The organism is Frankiales bacterium (assembly GCA_016125335.1).
Lineage (GTDB): Bacteria > Actinomycetota > Actinomycetes > S36-B12 > CAIYMF01 > Longivirga.
This window is the reverse complement of the sequence record WGLY01000019.1, coordinates 23,806-39,042: the sequence shown is the minus strand read 5'-3', so window position 1 is coordinate 39,042 and position 15,237 is coordinate 23,806. Positions and strand designations below refer to the sequence as shown.

General features: G+C 73.7%; 16 protein-coding genes. 10 read left to right on the top strand and 6 right to left on the bottom strand.

Annotation, left to right across the window (positions count from 1 at the left end):
• Positions 1-193, bottom strand: a 193-nt coding sequence (locus GC157_11770) for a hypothetical protein (protein ID MBI1378143.1), incomplete at its 3' end; no start/stop codon positions are given.
• A 215-nt stretch (positions 194-408) separates the two neighbouring features.
• The gene (locus tag GC157_11765) at positions 409-1,278 is read right to left on the bottom strand and encodes a hypothetical protein (GenBank protein ID MBI1378142.1); all 870 of its coding nucleotides are present in this window, start codon (positions 1,276-1,278) and stop codon (positions 409-411) included.
• A 126-nt stretch (positions 1,279-1,404) separates the two neighbouring features.
• Here GC157_11765 and GC157_11760 point away from each other — a divergent pair, with 126 nt between their 5' ends.
• From GC157_11760 to GC157_11735, 6 genes are all read left to right on the top strand, one after another.
• Entirely contained in the window at positions 1,405-3,102 is a 1,698-nt protein-coding gene (locus tag GC157_11760) for a redoxin domain-containing protein (GenBank protein MBI1378141.1), read from the top strand.
• Positions 3,099-4,169, top strand: coding sequence for a hypothetical protein (locus GC157_11755; GenBank protein MBI1378140.1), 1,071 nt, complete (start codon positions 3,099-3,101; stop codon positions 4,167-4,169). The genes GC157_11760 and GC157_11755 overlap by 4 nt, the downstream gene beginning before the upstream one ends.
• Positions 4,170-4,469: 300 nt before the next feature.
• Positions 4,470-5,168 carry a hypothetical protein gene (locus tag GC157_11750; protein ID MBI1378139.1) on the top strand — a complete coding sequence of 233 codons (699 nt, stop codon included), beginning with the start codon at positions 4,470-4,472 and terminating at the stop codon, positions 5,166-5,168.
• Positions 5,169-5,228: 60 nt separating this feature from the next.
• Positions 5,229-6,062 (top strand): cytochrome c oxidase subunit II, encoded by an 834-nt coding sequence (gene coxB, locus GC157_11745; GenBank protein ID MBI1378138.1) that lies wholly within the window; start codon positions 5,229-5,231, stop codon positions 6,060-6,062.
• Complete coding sequence (locus GC157_11740) at positions 6,055-7,980, top strand: hypothetical protein (protein MBI1378137.1); 1,926 nt, start codon at positions 6,055-6,057, stop codon at positions 7,978-7,980. Before coxB ends, GC157_11740 begins: the two co-directional genes overlap by 8 nt.
• A complete protein-coding gene (locus GC157_11735; GenBank protein MBI1378136.1) occupies positions 7,977-8,579 on the top strand; it encodes a hypothetical protein in 603 nt (200 codons plus the stop codon). The genes GC157_11740 and GC157_11735 overlap by 4 nt, the downstream gene beginning before the upstream one ends.
• Positions 8,580-8,596: 17 nt before the next feature.
• Here the strand turns inward: GC157_11735 and GC157_11730 are convergent, their stop codons facing one another.
• Genes GC157_11730 through GC157_11720 form a run of 3 tightly spaced genes read right to left on the bottom strand, consistent with a single transcriptional unit; the run spans position 8,597 to position 10,368 of the window.
• Entirely contained in the window at positions 8,597-8,944 is a 348-nt protein-coding gene (locus GC157_11730) for a hypothetical protein (protein ID MBI1378135.1), read from the bottom strand.
• Positions 8,945-9,148 carry a hypothetical protein gene (locus tag GC157_11725; GenBank protein MBI1378134.1) on the bottom strand — a complete coding sequence of 68 codons (204 nt, stop codon included), beginning with the start codon at positions 9,146-9,148 and terminating at the stop codon, positions 8,945-8,947.
• 50 nt (positions 9,149-9,198) lie between these two features.
• Entirely contained in the window at positions 9,199-10,368 is a 1,170-nt protein-coding gene (locus GC157_11720; protein ID MBI1378133.1) for an NADH-quinone oxidoreductase subunit D, read from the bottom strand.
• 50 nt (positions 10,369-10,418) lie between these two features.
• On the opposite strand from GC157_11720, the gene GC157_11715 reads away from it, so the two are divergent.
• Together GC157_11715 and GC157_11710 are read left to right on the top strand one after the other, a co-directional pair.
• Complete coding sequence (locus GC157_11715) at positions 10,419-10,913, top strand: PH domain-containing protein (GenBank protein ID MBI1378132.1); 495 nt, start codon at positions 10,419-10,421, stop codon at positions 10,911-10,913.
• A complete protein-coding gene (locus tag GC157_11710) occupies positions 10,910-12,385 on the top strand; it encodes a PH domain-containing protein (protein MBI1378131.1) in 1,476 nt (491 codons plus the stop codon). Before GC157_11715 ends, GC157_11710 begins: the two co-directional genes overlap by 4 nt.
• On the opposite strand, the gene GC157_11705 is transcribed toward GC157_11710, so the two are convergent.
• On the bottom strand, positions 12,326-13,348 hold the full coding sequence (locus GC157_11705) for a hypothetical protein (protein ID MBI1378130.1): 1,023 nt from the start codon (positions 13,346-13,348) through the stop codon (positions 12,326-12,328). The genes GC157_11710 and GC157_11705 overlap by 60 nt on opposite strands.
• Before the next feature lie 97 nt (positions 13,349-13,445).
• Here GC157_11705 and GC157_11700 point away from each other — a divergent pair, with 97 nt between their 5' ends.
• Complete coding sequence (locus GC157_11700; protein MBI1378129.1) at positions 13,446-14,366, top strand: DUF2520 domain-containing protein; 921 nt, start codon at positions 13,446-13,448, stop codon at positions 14,364-14,366.
• Positions 14,363-15,232: a pantoate--beta-alanine ligase gene (locus GC157_11695; GenBank protein MBI1378128.1), complete on the top strand. Its 870-nt coding sequence runs from the start codon at positions 14,363-14,365 to the stop codon at positions 15,230-15,232. Before GC157_11700 ends, GC157_11695 begins: the two co-directional genes overlap by 4 nt.
• The last annotated feature ends 5 nt before the right edge of the window (positions 15,233-15,237 follow it).

Below are 15,237 nucleotides of genomic sequence, written 5' to 3'. Positions count from 1 at the left end.
TGATCGCCTCGACGTCGACCTGCTCGAGCAGGATCAGGTCGGTCGCGTCCACCGGCTGCTCGAGCAGCGGCAGCAGTGCGACCGGGTCGCCGGTCAGCCACGCGATCGGGTCGTGCACGTCCCAGTCCGGGTGGAAGCCGAGGCCCACCGGGCCGAAGGAAGGGGTGGTGTCCCGGTCGTCGACGGCGGTCATCGGGCACCTCCCACGAGGTCGGCTGGGGTTCGAACGAATGTAGGAATGCTACCGGAGACCACCGACAGGCACAACCCCCAATCCCCAGCAATCCCAAGGGATTTCGCCGATCGACTATCCACAGGGCGTGGACCGGCTGATCACGAGCGGAGACCCCGGAGTGACGGCCTCGGGCACGCCTGCGCAGTCCTCGATCCAGGTCGCGGAGCGCGGTGCTACGACGTCGCGATGCGGCCGGCGGCGATCTGGGCGTCGATGCGGCGCGCCTTGTGCTCCTCGGCCTGAAGCCACGCCCACACGGCGACGCTGATCCAGATGGCGTCGAAGATCATGGCCGACGACCACATGAACGCCCCGCCGAGGTGCTGGTCGTCGAGCGCCGTCGACGGGCCCCAGGGCCGGTCCTCGACGGTCGAGTAGAAGGGGTACAGCACGCTCGAGGACATGTAGATCGCGAAGCCGACAGCCGCCTCGGGCAGCATCATCGTGAACAGCGACACGACCTTCGCGAACGGCGCCATGCCGGTGGCGCCCGGGCCGACGCCGAGCAGAGGGTAGAAGTAGAGCAGCCCCGCGCCGAGGTAGAGCGAGTGCTCGACGTAGTCGTGCACCAGGGGGTGCTCGAGGGCGTACTCGAAGAACCCGGTGAAGTGCGTGCCGTAGAGCACGCCGGCGAACACGAGCCAGCCGACGACCGGCCGGGTGAGGAAGCGCACCACCCGGCTGTGCAGCACGGGCACGACGACCGTGCGCCGCAGCTCGCGGCTGGACACCCGCAGCACGAGCAGGACGGGCTCGCCGAGCAGCAGCAGGGGGGCGGCCAGCATCATCAGCAGGATGTGCGAGGCCATGTGCGACCAGAAGAACTCGTCGTCGTAGCTGCCCACCGGGCCCATCGTCGCGAGGACGACGACGAGGATCCCGAGCAGGAAGAACACCGTGTGCCGCACCGGCCACGGCTGGGCGGGGCTCCGGCGCGACACCTCGCGCGCGCCCAGCAGGTACGCGGTCGTCACCGCGGCGAGGAGCAGCACCAGCGACGGCGCGAAGACCCAGTGGGTGACGAACTCCCAGGTGTGCTCCACGGCGGAGCACGCTAGACCCGTCGCCGCCTCCCCGCTCGGGTTCCGAGCGCGCCCGCGTCGTTGCGAACGAACCGTGACCTGGGATCGGGTCGTCCGTCCTGCGACGTGCGCTTACGATCCCTGGCCATGGCAGGGATGGAGCCCGGGGGCAACACCGCCCTCGCGGGGGACCTCTACGCCGCGCTGCTCTGGCAGCTGCTCGTCCTGCTCGCCGTCGTCGCCGTGGTGGTCGTCGTCGTGCTGCTGCGCCGCCGCGGGTCGGTCGCCCTGCCCGTCACGCCGGAGCCTCGGGGCCGGCTCGTGCTGCGGGTCGCGCTGGGCGTGCTCTGGGTGGTCGACGGGCTGCTCCAGGCCCAGCCCCAGATGCCGTCCTCGTTCATCCAGGTCGACATCGCCCCGGGTCTCGACCCCGCGCCGGACTGGCTCTACGCCGTGGTGGACCCCTTCCAGCGCATGTGGCTCCAGCACCCGGTGGCCGCCGACGCCGTGACGGTGTGGATCCAGGTGGGCCTCGGCATCGCGATCCTGGTCGGGGGTCGCGGCCGGCTCGCCCGCGCCGTGCTCGTGGCATCCGCCGCGTGGGCCGGGTTCGTGTGGGCGGTGGGAGAGCTGGTCGGCGGCCTCACCGACCCGGCCGCGTCGTGGCTCACCGGCGCCCCCGGCGCCGCGCTGCTCTACGTCGCCGCGAGCCTGGTGCTGCTCGCGCCGGACCGGGCCTGGGCGTCGGGCTCCGCCGCGCGCTGGCTGCGTCGCGTCGTCGGGGCCACGCTCGTGCTCGGGGCCGTGCTCCAGGCCCTCCCGCGGGGCGGCTACTGGAGCCCGACCGGCCTGTTCGACGTCTTCTCCGCGACGGCGCTGAGCGGTGTGCCCGCCCCGGCCGCCGCGCCGATCCAGTCGCTGGCCACGGCGCTGCCGCCGCACGCCGTCGCCGCGAACGCGGTGCTGGTCGTCGCGCTCGCCGTCGTGGGCCTCGCGCTGCTGCTCGACGTCGCGCCGCGGGCGGCCGTGGTCGCCGGAGGCGTCCTGTCGCTGTTCGCGTGGTGGTTCGGCCAGGGCTTCGGCGTCTTCGGCGGCACGGCGACGGACCCGGACACCGGTCTGGTGGCGGCGCTGATGCTGCTGTCGTCGTGGCCGTGGCCGGCACCGGACGAGGCCGCGGACGCCGCCCCGGTCGCGGCCGCGCCCCGGCCGGTCCTGCGCGCGGTGGGCGTCGCGGCTGCGCTGGGCTGCCTGCTCGTGCTGCCGGTCGTGGCGGCCGTCGGCCTGCTCGCCCCGCAGTCCGCGCTCGCGGCGGTGGGCGACAGCGGCGGGGTCAGCGAGACCCCGCCCGAGCCCGCACCGGCGTTCACCCTCACCGACCAGGACGGCAGCACGCTGCGGATGAGCGACCTGCGCGGGACGCTCACGCTGGTGGTCTTCCTCGACCCCGTCTGCTTCGACAGCTGCCCGCTCATCGCGAACCAGCTCTCGACGGCGGTGCACTCCCTCGGCGGGGACGCCTCGAAGGTCTCGGTGCTCGCGGTCGACGTGAACCCCGTGTTCAACCGCGTGCAGGACGTGCGCACGTTCACCGTCGAGCACGGGCTCGACGGCTGGGCCCAGTGGCACTTCGTGACCGGGCCCACCGCGGTGGTCCGCGACCTGCTCGCGGCCTACGGCGAGGGCATCTCGGTGCCCAACGTCGGCATGATCGGGCACCCGCAGACGATCTACCTGTTCGGCCCGGACGGCCGCGAGCTCGAGGTGCTCGTCGACACCGCCAACGACGACCTCTCCGCCAGCTACGTCGCCCTCATCTCCGCCGAGCTGCGCAGGCACCTGTGACCCGTCTCCGACTGCCGGCAGGGCTCGCCCTCGCCGCGCTGCTGCTGGCCGCGTGCTCCTCCGGGCCCGCCCCGCAGCCCGCGGACTCCGCGACGCTGCCCCGCGTGACGATGACCGGGCCGGAGTCCGGCTACGCCGTGTGGCCCAGCGGCGTGCGCTGGATCGTGCTGAGCACGACCGACGGCTGGCGCACGGTCACCAACCGCACGCCCGTGGCGGTGCCCACCGACGGCGGGGTGGTGCTCGCGGCCCAGCCGGGCCGGCTCACCCTGGGCGTGCTGCCCTTCCAGGCCCTCACGGTCTCGCCGGTGCTCACCTCGGACGGCTCGACCCGTCAGTGGAACCCCACCCAGCTGCCCTCGGCGCTGGCCGCCACGGCGGGCGCGCTCGCCCGCACCGGCTCGACGACCTGGGCCGTGCTGGCCGACGGGTCGCTGGTGCGCCAGGACGACGGCGCCGCCACGTGGACGACGGCCGCCGCGCCGGGCAGCCTCCCGCTGGGGGACGGGTCGCCCACCGGCATCTGGTTCACGCCGGACGGCACCGGGTTCGTCACGGTGAGCCGGCACGACGACGGGCCGCTGCTGCTGGTGTCCGACGACTCCGGAGCCACCTGGCGCGACTCCGGCCTGCGCGCCGCGGGCAGCGACGTCGCGGCGCGACCGCCCTGCCGGCTCGGCTCGTCGTACGCCGTGCCGGTGCAGGCCGACGACCACCTGCTGGTGCTGACGGCGTCGTCGTCGGCCGGGCCGTGGACCGCCGGGCCGGCCCTGCCCGCCTCCGGGCAGGCGGTGGTGTCGTGCGCCCCCGCCAGCGTGGTCGCCGCCGCGCCGTCGGGCGGCGGCGACGCCGTCTACGCAGCTGCGCCGGGTGCCGCGTGGGCGCAGGTCGGGTCGACCGACACGCGGCTGGTGTCCCTGGACGCGGTGTCCGACACCCGCGCCTTCGCCGCGGACGACGACGCGGGCCGGGTGCTCGACCTCGCGCTCGGCCCGGCGCCCGCCGTCACCGAGGTGCCGCTCCCGGACTGGGTGGCGACCATCGGCGGCGGCGCGATGCGCACCTGAGCGCCCTCTCCGACCTGGCCCGTCTGGAGTGCCCGTACCACCGTCCTGCGACCGGGTCGTACGACGCTGGGCGGCTGCTGAGCGGGAGATGTGGAGCGGCCGTACCACGGAGGCGGCCGGGGCGGGGCGGAGCCGGGCCGAACGGCCGACGAGGCGCCTTTCAGGGCGGCATCGCTGCAGGTCAGGCCCGGTCGTACGACGAATGTCGCAGTTCGGTCTCGGCGCTTGACCGGGTCCAGGAGGAGGGCCACCCTGCGGACCGAACGGGTGAACTTCGTCACCCATGTGGGGGGTGTGCGCGTGAACACTCTTGTCGGTGCTGTCGGCACGGCCGCGCTCGGTGCCGTGGTGGTCGGGGCTGCTGCCCTGGTGCTCCACTCGGCCCCGACCGAGCCGCCGTTGCTCGAGGCCACCGTGACGTCGCAGACCTCGAGCACGCCCGGAGCCACCTCCGAGGCCTCACTCGAGCTGGCGACGTACGGCGACAGCAGCCAGATCACCTGGCGCCGGACCAACGACGGCAACGGGCCGCACGACTGGGTCAGCTACGGCCCCACGACGAACCTGCAGGTGCCGGCGCACTCGGTCATCACGGTGACGATCAAGCAGTACGACTCCGGCGAGCCGATCCCCAACACGTTCCTGGCGCACGTGCAGGGCACGCTCGGGGGCACGATCACCGTCGACGGCAAGACCGTCAGCGAGATCGACTCCGAGAGCGTCGGCCACACGTTCACCGTGCACAACTACCCGACGAGCGCGCAGGACCCGCTGTACATCAACGTCCCGCTGCCGGCCATCTCCGACGACGCGGCGCAGGCGGCGGACGACGCGGGCACGCTGCCCCAGCCGCACGTCATCACGTTCAAGTTCGTCACGGGCGGCCCGGGCACCTACGCCTGGAACTGCGAGTTCCCGTGCGGCGACGGCACGTACGCCAAGTTCGGCGACGCCATGAGCAGCTACGGCTACATGTCCGGAACCCTGCACGTCGTGTGACGCAGCACGTCCCCACACCCGTCGTCCGATCCCGCAAGTCCGGCCCGAGGAGGCCAGGTCGTGACACCTGAGACCGACGAGTCCAGCGAGACCCTCACACCGCACCCGGTGCGTGACCGGCTGTCGACACCCGCGGGCAAGCTCGCGCTCGGCGTCGGCGTCGTGGTGGTCGTGCTGACCGTGCTGCTGCTCGCCTTCGGCATCTGGTGGCCGCTGGTGAGCCTCCCGACGACGGCGTCGGACACCGAGGACGCCGTCAAGCAGACGATCCTCGTGTTCTCCATCGCCGCGGCCCCGGTCATGGCGCTCGTGTGGGGCATCGCCTACTACTCGCTGCGGCACTGGCGCCGTGGCTCCGGCGAGGAGCCGCCGGAGGACGCGCCGCCGGTGCGCGGCAACAACCGCGTCGCGGTCGCCTGGGTGGTCGTGAGCTCCCTGCTCACCGCGTTCCTGCTCATCTGGGGCCTGGCCGCGCTGACCTCCACCACCACGCTGTCGCCCAACGCCAAGCCGGTCACCATCCAGGTCACCGGGCAGCAGTGGCTGTGGACCTTCAGCTACCCGGACGACGGCGGCTTCAGCAGCCCCGAGCTGGCGCTGCCCAAGGACCGGCCGGTCATCTTCGAGGTGACCAGCCTCGACGTCATCCACTCGTTCTGGCTGCCCGAGATGGGCATCAAGGTCGACGCGAACCCGTCGGTCACCACGACGGTGAGCACCACCCCGACGGTGGCGGGCGTGTTCAACGTGAGGTGCGCGGAGCTCTGCGGCCTCAACCACTCGTACATGCAGACCAGCGTCCAGGTGCTCGACGGCAACGACTGGGCCAGCTGGATCACGGCGCACGGCGGCACGCCCGACACCACGGCAGCAGCGGAGGGCTCGAATGGCTGAGGCAACGGCGGTGCGGGAGGACGCACCGGCACCGGTCAGCACGGGGGGCGGCATCATGCGCCGCCTCAACATGTGGACCGGCATCGGGCTGGGCGTCCTGCTCGCCGTGATCATGTGGTTCGTCGGGCAGGCGCTCTGGGGCGAGAACGACAAGGGCCTCGACCAGATCGTCATCGCCATGGAGACGGCGTGGGCGATCGGCTTCCTGGTCGGCGTCGGCGCCTTCGTGGCCCCCTGGCGCTGGATGATGGGCAAGGACCAGACCCACGAGGACGAGATGTTCCTCGCCGGCCAGGGCCAGGGCGTGGGCCGCTACTTCCGGTTCACCACCGACCACAAGGTCGTCGGCGTCCAGTACCTCGTGCTGGCGATGACGACGTTCGGCGTCGGCGGCCTGCTGGCGATGATGATCCGCACCGAGCTCGCGTCGAGCGGCGAGAAGATGTTCGGCGGCGAGGTCTACAACTCCCTCGTCGGGGTGCACGGCATCATCATGATCGTCTCGACGATCATCATGGTGGTCGGACCCTGGGGCAACTTCATCATGCCGATCATGATCGGCGCCCGTGACATGGCCTTCCCGCGGCTGAACGCGCTGTCGTTCTGGACGCTGTTCCCCGCGATCCCGATCTTCCTGTCGATCGCCGCGCTGCGCGGGATCCCGACCGGCTGGGTCGCCTACGCCCCGCTGTCGGACCAGGCCCCGCCCGGCATGGACGCCTTCGCGATCGCCATCGTGCTGTTCGTCATCTCGTCCGGCATCGGCGCGGTCAACATCATCGTGACCGCGATGACCATGCGCGCCAAGGGCATGACGTGGAACCGCACGCCGATCTTCGTCGTCGGCGTGGTGGCCACCTCCGTGCTCGGCCTCATCGCGCTGCCGTGCTTCGAGGTCGGCATGATCTACACGCTGCTCGACCGCAGCATGGAGTCGTCGTTCTTCGTCCCGGACCAGGGCGGCAGCCAGTGGCTGTACGCCAACCTCTTCTGGCTCATGGGCCACCCGGAGGTCTACGTCATCCTGATCCCGGGCACCGCCGCGGTGCTCGAGATGGCCCCGGTGTTCAGCCGCAAGCCGCTCTTCGGCGCGCGGCTGGCGGTCATCGGCATCGTCGCCCTCGTGGTGCTGAGCGTGCTGGTGTGGGCGCACCACATGTTCGTGAGCGGCTGGGCGCCCACGCTCGCCGGTCCGTTCATGCTCACCACGGAGCTCATCTCGATCCCGACAGGACTGATCTTCCTGGTCCTCATCGGCACGATCTGGAGAGGCCACATCTGGACCCGGCTCCCCATGCTGTTCATCTACGGGTTCCTGTGGAACTTCATGATCGGCGGCGTGACGGGCATCTTCCTGTCCGACGTGCCGGCCGACAACGAGCTGCACGGGGCGATGTTCGTCACCGCGCACTTCCACTACACCCTGCTCGGCGGCGCGATGATCGGCGCGATGGGCGCCGTCGTCTACTGGTTCTCGAAGATGACCGGCCGCATGTTCGACGAGCGGGTGGGCCGCTGGTCGTTCTACGTCGTGATGATCGGCTTCAACGTGACCTTCATGGCCATGTTCTACAACGGCCTCCAGGGCATGCCGCGCCGCGTCGCCGACTACGCGCCCCAGTTCGAGGTCGCGAACCGCATCTCGACCCTGGGCGCCTACACCATCGGCATCGGGATGCTGCTGTTCCTCTACTGCATCGTCCACTCGTGGCGGCACGGCGCCCCCTCGGGCCCCAACCCGTGGCGCGCCAAGACGCTCGAGTGGTACGTGCCGTCGCCGCCCCCGCTGGAGAACTTCGAGGTGCTCCCCGTGGTCACCGGTGACCCGTACGGCTACGGCGAGGCCGACACCATCCACACCACGCACGCCGGCGCCGATGCGCACGCGGGCGCCGAGCCCGAGGAGGTGACGGCGTGAGCACCCTCGAGCACGAGCACGCCGCCGAGTCGCACCACCTGCCGCCCGCGCAGGTCGCGCACCAGCAGCGGCGCGCGGTGCAGCTGTTCATCGTGGCCGACGCGGTGTTCTTCGCCTGCATGCTGTTCACGTACTTCTACCTGCGCTCGCTCAACGTCAACGGCGGGTGGATCCCCGACGGCGGGCAGACCGCCGAAGCCTGGCAGGTGTGGCTCATCGCCGGGGTGGTCGTGCTCAGCGCGCTGGCCTACCGCTCCGCCGAGATGGGCATCGCCGCGGGCCAGCGGGGCCGGTTCCAGACCGGTGCGCTGCTCGGCGTCATCCTCGTGATCGCGGCGATCGCGCTGATGGTCTACCAGGCGGCGACCTGGCCGATCCTCATGAGCGACGGCGCCTACGCGAGCGTGTTCATCGTCATGTCCTACGTGCTGCTCGTGCACCTGGTGATGCTGCTCGTGGTGGGCATCGGCATCTGGAACCGGGGCTCGCAGGGCAAGCTCGACCAGAACCACACCCACGCCACGGTGGTGGGCTACTACTGGTACTGGATCGCGCTGACGGCCGTGCTGGGGGCGCTCACCACGTTCTTCGTCGCCTGACCTCGTCGGCGGCGGACTCAGGTCCCGTCGGGCCCGGACCGGTTGCCGGTTCCGGGCCCTTCGGCTGCCTCGAGGCGTCCCACGTACTCGCGCCACGCCGCGAGGTCCGCGTCGTCGGCGAGGTCGGCGTCGTCGGGCACCGGCGCCGTGGCGGGGCGGTCGTCGGCGTCCGGGTCGTCGTGCAGCAGGCGCCACCACAGGAACGCGCCGCCGGCCGCGAACAGCGGCCACTCCACGACGTACACCCAGGCGGGCAGGTGCCCGTCGAGGCCGCGGCCGAGCTCGACGGTGAAGCCCACGGCGCACACGGCCAGCCCGAGCACGAGGGCTCCGTGCAGCCGCCAGCGCTCCCCGCGGGTGCGCACCTAGGCGTCCCGGCCGCGCTCGATGCGCCGCACGGTCACCACGACGAGCGCGGCGAGCAGCACCCCGCCGAGCGTGACCAGGATCCAGCCCCAGGGCTGGTCGGCCGCCAGTGCGACGGGGTAGCCGACGGCGTAGCAGGCGGCCGCCGCGAGCGCGATGCGGACCTGGGTCCGGTCGGGTCGGGGCAGGCCGCTGCGTTCCACGCGTCGAGGGTGGCGGACGCCGTCCTCCGGCACAAGCGGATCCGCCACGCTCACTTGTCGATGTCGCCGACGACGTAGAACAGCGACGCCAGCACGTCGACGACGTCGCCGAGGCGCTGGCCGGGCAGCAGCGCGCCGAGCACCGAGACGTTGTTGAACGACGCGGTGCGCAGCTTGAGCCGCCACGGCGTCTTCTCGCCGCGCGACACCAGCAGGTAGCCGTTGAGCCCCAGCGGGTTCTCGGTCCAGACGTAGGTGTGCCCCTCGGGCGCGCGCAGCACCTTGGGCAGCCGCACGTTGATCGGTCCCGGCTCGGCGTCGGCGAGCCGGCGCACGCACGCCTCGACGAGGTCGAGGGCCACGAGCGTCTGCTCGTGCAGCACCTCGACGCGGGCCAGCACGTCGCCCTCGGTGCGCAGCGGCACCCGCAGGACGTCGGCCAGCTCGGCGTACGCGAGATAGGGCTCGTCGCGCCGCAGGTCGAGGTCGACGCCGGACGCCCGGGCCACGGGACCGGAGACTCCGTGGGCCAGGGCCACGTCGCGTGGCAGCACCCCGACGCCGCGGTGCGCGTCGCGGACCGCGGCGTCGGCGAGCCGCACGGCAACCCGCTCGAGCCCGCCGCGCACCACCGCCGAGGCAGCGGCCACCCGGTCGAGCCACCCCGCCGGGAGGTCCTGCTTGAGCCCGCCCACCTGGGCGGCCATGACGTGCAGGCGCCCGCCGGTGGCCTCCTCGAGCACCGCGACGACGGCCTCGCGCTCGTCGTGCAGGTAGTACACCGACTCCGCACCGACGACGGGGGACGAGCCGAGGAACGCCAGGTGGCTGCCCACCCGCGTGAGCTCGGCCAGCAGGGTGCGCGCCCACGTCGCCCGCGACGGGACGTCCATCCCGAGCATGCGCTCGACGGCCAGCGCGATCCCCAGCTCGTTGCCGAAGGCGGAGAGCCAGTCGTGCCGGTCGGCCAGCACCATGGCCTGCCGGTAGTCGCGCGACTCGAACAGCTTCTCCGCCCCGCGGTGCATGGCCCCGACCAGCGGCTGCGCCGCGACGACGACGTCCCCCTCGAGGGTGAGGCGCAGGCGCAGGAGCCCGTGCGCCGACGGGTGCTGCGGGCCGAGCTCGACCGGCACCAGCTCGGTGCCGTCGGCCGCCTGGGCGGCCAGTGCCACGGACCCGACCGCCAGGGTGATCTCGCGCGTCGCCGCCGGACTCATGCGGGCATGCTCGCAGACGCCGCGGCTAGGTTGGTGCCGTGGACAGCCGCATGACCGAGCTCGCGTTCGCACCCGTCGGCGCGGACTGGATCCGCGTCTCCCCGAAGCTGGCCACCGCGTACCGGGTCGACCTCGGGTTCGGTGTGCTCGTGGGCGTCGCGGCCGTGGTGGCGCTGGCGCTGATACCCCGCGTCCCCGTGTGGGTGCCGGTCGCCGTGGCCGTCGTCGTCGTGGTGGTGACGGCGTGGGCCTGGTGGCTGATCGGACGACGGGTGCGCTCGTGGGGGTACTCCGAGCGGGCGGACGACCTGCTCGTGACGAGCGGGATCCTGTTCCGCCGCCTCGTGATCGTGCCCTACGGCCGCATGCAGCTCGTCGACCTGACCGCCGGACCGGTGCACCGCATGCTGGGCATCACGACCGTCCAGCTGCACACCGCCGCAGCGACGACCGACGCGCGCATCCCCGGGCTGACACCGGACGTCGCGGCGGACCTGCGCGACCGGCTCGCCCGGCGCGGGGAGCAGAGGTCGGCGGGGCTGTGAGCGGCCAGCACGAGGACCCGCTCTCGTTCGAGGTCTTCCGCCCGGGGGCGTCGGGCCCCGACGAGCACGGCCGGCGCCGGGTCCATCCCCTGACACCGTTCATCCACGGGGTGAGCTGGTGGCCGGCCGGTGTCGCGCTGGCCGTGACCCTCACGGTGCAGTTCAAGGTGTCCGTGGGTGGTGGCGCGCTCCTCCTGGCGGTGCTGGGATTCCTGTTGTTCACGGTGGTGGGCACCGGCGTCGCCTACCTCCAGTGGCGCCGGCTCACATTCTGGTTCGACGACGACGGCGACCTGCGGGTCGACTCCGGAGTGCTCTCGCTCCAGCAGCGACGGCTCCAGCTCTCGCGCCTGCAGTCGGTGGACGTGCTCCAGCCGCTGCTCGCGCGGCTCGCCGGCCTGGCCGAGGTGCGCGTGGAGGTGGCCGGCGCGGGCGACTCGAAGGTGACGCTCCAGTTCCTCACGCTGGCCGAGGCCAACGCCCTGCGCAACGAGATCATCGCGCGCTCGGCCGGCGTGCGGCACGACGCCGAGGAGGCGCCGGAGAACCTGCTCGCCTCGGTGCCCGCGGGCGACCTCGTGGTGTCGCTGCTGCTGCGCGCCGAGACCTTCGCGCTGCTCCTGCTGACCGCGTTCGTCATCCTCATCACGGTGCTCACCGAGGGCACCGTGGGCCTGCTGCTGCTCGTGACCGGCGGTGTCCCGCTGTTCAGCGTGTTCGCGCAGTTCTCCCGCTACTACGACTTCACCGTGGCCGAGTCGCCCGACGGCCTGCGCCTGCGCCACGGCCTGCTCCAGCGCACGCGGCAGACCGTCCCGCCCGGCCGGGTGCAGGCGGTGGGCTTCGTCCAGCCGTTCCTCTGGCGGCGGCGCGGCTGGGTGCGGGTGCGGCTCAACGTGGCCGGCGTGTCCACGAGCGCGCAGGGGTCGGGCAACCAGAGCTACACCGAGAACGTGCTGCTGCCCGTGGCGCCGTGGCCCGTGGCGCTCGCGATCGTGGGGCGGGTGCTGCCCGGCGTCGACATCATGGCGATCCCGCTGGAGCCCGCGCCCGAGCGCAGCCGGCGCCGGGCGTGGATCCAGTGGCGGCAGCTCGCCGTCGGCTGGACCGACGACGTCTTCATCACCCGCGGCGGCCGCATCACCGAGAGGTGGGACGTCGTCCCGCACGCGCGCACGCAGTCCGTGCGCGTCACGCAGGGGCCGTGGCAGCGCAGCCTGGGCCTGGCCTCGGTGCACGCCGACTCCACGCCGGGCGCCGTGCGCATCACCGGCCACCACCGGGACGCGCTCGAGGCGCGCCGGCTGGCGCAGGAGCAGGCCGACCGCGCGGCGGCCGCGCGCGGCGCCGACCGCTCGCTGCGCTGGGTCGCCCAGCAGCACCTCGCCGCGACGCCCCCGCCCGCGGCCGCCTCAGACGTCGACCCGGGCCCAGGTGAAGGCGCCGAGCCCGGCGGGGTCGAGCAGCTCTGAGGCCTCGGACGCCCGCACCAGGGCGTCGGCGTAGGCGGCCGGGTCGCTCGTGGCGAGCGCCGGGTCGGGCAGGCGCGGGTCGACGCCGAGCGCGGCGAGGGCGTCGGCCTGCCGCGCGAGGGACGTGCCGGGGACTGCGTCGCGCAGCGAGTCGAAGCGGACGTGCGCGGTGAGGTTCACGCTGCCGTCCGGCACGGGAGCCACGCGCGCGCCGCGCGCTCCCACCCCCGTCAGGGTGCGGTCGCGGGCCGTGGACGGCGTCGCGTAGTCGACGGCGAGGACGGTGCCGCGGGCGACGCGCGACACGAGCGCGGCCCAGGCGAGGTCGCGCGCGAGCCCGACCTCGGCGCGGTCGCCCGGCTCCTCGAGCTCGGCGTACCGGTCGAGCCAGTCGGCGGTGCGGCCCGCGTCGAGGCCGTGGCCCGACCATCCCGCCGGCTCGTCGAGGGCCGGCCCGGGCACCTCGTGCCCGTCCTCGTGCACCAGCACCAGCCGCGCCCGGCCGGCGTCGTCGACCTGCACGACGTCGAGGGGGACGTCGTCGAGCCACTCGTGCGCCAGCAGGAGCCCGTGCAGGTCGCCCGGCACGGCCGCCGGTGCCTCGCCCTCGACCCACGACACCGCGGCGTCGAGGCCCGCGGGGCGCGCGCGCACGTCGACGCCGACGGCCCGGGTGCGCGCGGCCAGCTCGGGCGCCAGCGCTGCGAGGACGCCCGTGAGCAGGCCGCCGTCGGCGGCGCCGACGTCGACGAGGTCGAGGCGAGCGGGCCGCCCGAGCCGCTCGTCGACGCCGTGCACCAGCCTCGCCACGGCACGGTGCAGGGAGTCCCCGACGTGCACGGAGGTGCGGAAGTACGCCGCCGGCCCGGGGCGGGCGCCGCCGCCCGCGGTGTAGAACCCGCGCGGGCCGAGCGCGGCGTCGCGCCACGCCGACGACCAGGGCCGCGCCGGGCCTGGGTGCACGTGCTCGACCACCACGTCGGCACGGTAGCCGCGTCGTTAGGCTGGCCGTCACGTCCGGGACCCCGACGTGGGGCACGGAACGACACGGAAGGCGACCGTGACCGAGGCACCGCCCCCCGCGCCCGACGCTGCCGCACCGCCGCGGCTGCGCGTCGGCGTCGTGGGCACCGGTCGTGCCGGGGCCGTGCTCGGCGCCGCGCTCGCCCGCGCCGGGCACCACGTGGTCGCGGCCTACGCCGTCTCGGAGGTGTCGCGGCTGCGCGCCGAGGCGCTGCTGCCGGGCGTGCCGCTGGTGCCGGTGCCGGAGGTCCTCGCCGCCGCCGACCTCGCGCTGCTCACCGTGCCGGACGACGTGCTGCCCGGGCTGGTGTCCGGGCTGGCCGAGACCGGCGCCGTGCGCCCCGGTCAGTTCCTCGCCCACGCCAGCGGCCGCTTCGGCTACGGCGTGCTCGACCCCGCCACGCGGGCCGGCGCCCTCCCGCTGGCCCTGCACCCCGTCATGACGTTCACCGGCACGTCGGTGGACCTCGCGCGGCTGTCGGCCTGCCCCTTCGGCGTCACCGCGCCGGACCAGCTGCGCCCGGTGGCCGAGGCGCTCGTGGTGGAGATGGGCGGCGACCCCGTGTGGGTGAGCGAGGGCAATCGCGTGCTCTACCACGCGGCGCTCGCGCACGGCGCCAACCACCTCGTCACCCTCGTCGCGCAGACGCTCGACCTGCTGCGCTCCGCCGGCGTCGACCAGCCCTCGCGCCTCGTGGCCCCGCTGCTGTCCGCGGCGCTCGACAACGCGCTGCGCTACGGCGACCAGGCGCTCACCGGTCCGGTGGCCCGCGGCGACGCGGGCACGGTGGCCGCCCACGTGGCCGACCTGGCCGAGGTCGACCCGGAGGCGCGCGCCGCCTACGTCGCGCTCGCGCGCGTGACGGCCGACCGCGCGCTCGCGGCCGGGATCCTGCGGGCCGAGCGGGCCGAGGCGCTGCTCGACGTCCTCGTGCGGACGGAGGACGAACGGCGATGAGCTCCGAGACCCGGGTGGTCACCTCGAGGTCGGGCCTGCGCCAGGCGTACGCCGACCTGCGGCCGGGCACCGCGCGCGCGGTCGTGCTCACCATGGGCGCGCTGCACGAGGGGCACGCGCGGCTGGTGCGCGAGGCCCGCGCGCTGCTCGGCCCCGACGGCCACGTCACCGTGACCGTCTTCGTGAACCCCACCCAGTTCGCGGCCGGCGAGGACCTCGAGCGCTACCCCCGCTCGCTGGAGTCCGACGTCGAGGTGTGCGCGCGCGAGGGCGCCGACCTCGTCTTCGCGCCGTCGGTGGAGACGGTCTACCGCGACCCGAAGCCGCAGGTGACCGTCGACCCCGGCCCGCTCGGCACGCTGCTCGAGGGTGCGGTGCGGCCGGGCCACTTCCGCGGCGTGCTCACGGTCGTCGCCAAGCTGGTGCTGCTCACCGGCGCGCAGGTGGTGGTGCTGGGCGAGAAGGACTACCAGCAGCTCGTGCTGGTGCGGCGGATGGTGCGCGACCTGGACCTCCCGGTGGAGGTGGTGGGCGTCCCCACCGTGCGCGACGACGACGGGGTGGCCCTCTCCAGCCGCAACGCCTACCTCGACGCCGAGCACCGGCGGGCGGCCGCGGTCGTGCCGCAGGCCCTCGAGCGGGGGCGGACGGTGGCCCGGCAGGGCGGGAGCCCGCGCGACGTCGTGTCCGCCGTGCAGGTGCACCTCGACAGCGTGCCGGACCTCGTGACCGACTACGCCGTGGTGACCGATCCCGAGCTGGGCGCGCCGCCGGAGCAGGGCGAGGCCCGGCTGCTGGTCGCCGTGCGGCTCGGCGGCGTCCGCCTCATCGACAACGTCCGCATCGCCCTCGGAGGCACCGCGTGAGCCTG

Coding starts and splice junctions, on each gene's coding strand:
- GC157_11760 (MBI1378141.1), top strand. CDS start 1,405: ATGGCAGGGATGGAGCCCGGGGGCAACACCGCCCTCGCGGGGGACCTC.
- GC157_11740 (MBI1378137.1), top strand. CDS start 6,055: ATGGCTGAGGCAACGGCGGTGCGGGAGGACGCACCGGCACCGGTCAGC.
- GC157_11720 (MBI1378133.1), bottom strand. CDS start 10,368: ATGAGTCCGGCGGCGACGCGCGAGATCACCCTGGCGGTCGGGTCCGTG.
- GC157_11715 (MBI1378132.1), top strand. CDS start 10,419: ATGACCGAGCTCGCGTTCGCACCCGTCGGCGCGGACTGGATCCGCGTC.
- GC157_11695 (MBI1378128.1), top strand. CDS start 14,363: ATGAGCTCCGAGACCCGGGTGGTCACCTCGAGGTCGGGCCTGCGCCAG.